This is a genomic window from Pedomonas sp. (assembly GCF_036515995.1).
Taxonomy (GTDB): domain Bacteria; phylum Pseudomonadota; class Alphaproteobacteria; order Sphingomonadales; family Sphingomonadaceae; genus Pedomonas.
Window position 1 is genome coordinate 1 of sequence record NZ_DATBUP010000026.1, and the last position, 2,045, is coordinate 2,045.

Here is a 2,045-nt window from a genome sequence, read left to right on the forward strand (position 1 = left end):
ACCGGGCCCTGACCGAAGTCTGCTTCCGTGGCCAGGATATGCTTGCCCACATCCGCCTTGTGCTTCTCCGCGTATGCCTTGGCACCGAGCAGGCCGTATTCCTCTGCGCCGAACAGCACGACGCGGATGGTGCGCTTGGGCCGCTGGGGCAGATCGCGGATCAGCTTGGCGGCGGAGGTGACGATGGAAACGCCCGCACCGTCGTCGATCGCGCCCGTGCCCTGATCCCAGCTGTCGAGATGCGCGCCGATGAGGATGATCTCGTCCGGCTTCTCGCGGCCCTTCACTTCAGCAATGACGTTCTGGCTGGTCACGGTGCCGGGGTGGCTCGGCGTGAGCTTGAGGCGCACCTTGACCGTGTGGCCGCGTGCAGCGAGGCGTTCAATCTGCTCCGCATCCGGCGGCGAGATGGCGGCGGCCGGAATCTTCGGTGCACCTTCCGCATAAACCTGCGAGCCAGTGTGCGGGAAGCGGTGGTCATGTGTCCCGAGCGAGCGCAGCATGTAGGCAACCGCACCGCGCTTGGCGGCTTCCGAAGCACCGGTGCGACGCACGGCGCCGGCTGCGCCATAGCCGCTGCCGTCCTGCATCCGCACAGTCTTTTCGGTCACCAGCGCGATCTTGCCCTTAAGCGAGCCCTCGGGCGCGGCGAGCAGATCGGCGTAACGCGGGAAGATCACCACTTCCGCCTCGATCCCCTCTGGTGGTGTGGCAACACTGGTGCCAAGGCTGGTCACCACCAGCGGCTGGGGCGATGGGCCGGTGATCTCGGCTTTCTCCTCACCCCGCAGCCAGCCGGTCATGGTGAAGCTTTCCTGCCGCACGTTCTCGAAGCCCAGCTTCTTCAGGTAAGCCTCGGCCCAGTTGGCGGCGCGCTTCTCTGCCTCAGTGCCGGCAAGGCGCGGTCCGATTTCGGTGGTCAGGTCGGTGACGATCTGCATGGGCAGGTCGCTGGCGAGCGCCTTGCGCGCCAGATCGGCCGCTGTGGCGTCGGAAGATGGGGCGGCCTTGGCCGGTGCTGCAACGGCCGGCGTGCCCGATAGAATGGCCGGGCTGGCACCGAGCAGCAGAGCGCCGAGAGCTGATATGCCAAGCGCGGAAATGATGGGTGTTTTCATGAGTATCCCTCCGTTGCGGCACACGTTAGTGGGGACAGGGCATCCCCCGCAACGGGTGTCAGCAAGAAAATTTCAGAGGGTTGGAGAAAAGTTCAGGAGACCTGTCAGGCGGCTTCCGCCATCATGGTGCAGACCCGGTTTCGGCCCTCCTCCTTGGCGCGGTAGAGCGCGGCATCGGCAATGCCGAGCGATTGCGATATCCCGTTGGCGGGCGGTTCGTCATGGTGCGTCAGGCCAATGCTGATGGTGACGCCAAGAGGCTCGCCCTTGCCGATATCGATGCGCAGGGCCTCGACCGAGTGGCGCACTCGCTCAGCCAGCGCTTTTGCCGCCTGCGGCGTGGTGGCAGCGAGCGTGACCGCAAATTCCTCGCCGCCAAGGCGGCCGAACAGGTCCGACTTGCGTAGCTGTGTGGAGATAGCAGCAGTGACGGCGCGGATGACCAAATCGCCTGCCTGATGGCCGTACCGGTCGTTAATCTGCTTGAAGTGATCGATGTCGATCATCAGCAGGGCTACGCCATCCGTCTCACGCGCGGGCTGGAAGTCAAGCACGGCGCGCGAACGTGCCAGATAGGCTGGGCGAGCCAGGATACCGGTCAGGCTGTCCATCGTCGCGGCGCGCTCCAGTCGGTCAAACAGGGTGCGCTGAAGGGCCATGATGTTGGTGACGGTGAGCGGACCCAGCACAAGCACGGAGATGCCGATGCGGAAGGATGCCGTGCCATCAAGGAAATCATAGCTGTCCGGCACGATCATCAGGCCGGAGCCCTGCGCACCTAGCATCACGACGCTGAAGATCAGCATGATGATGGCCATTGAGAACAGGCTGTAGGTCATGGCGCACCACAGCAGTGCAGGCACGGAGAAGGCGATGGCACCCGGCCCTCCGATGGCGATTGAGGCAGCAACCGAAAAGCAGAGGGAG

At 64.5% G+C, this 2,045-nt stretch carries 2 protein-coding genes; both read right to left on the minus strand.

Features of this window, described 5'->3' with window-relative positions:
- The coding region (locus tag VIG90_RS02205) for a M20/M25/M40 family metallo-hydrolase (protein WP_331591797.1) at nucleotides 1–1,118 on the minus strand (1,118 nt) is incomplete at its 3' end.
- Nucleotides 1,119–1,222: 104 nt separating this feature from the next.
- Nucleotides 1,223–2,045 (minus strand): GGDEF domain-containing protein (locus VIG90_RS02210; protein ID WP_331591798.1); only part of this gene is annotated, 823 nt, incomplete at its 5' end.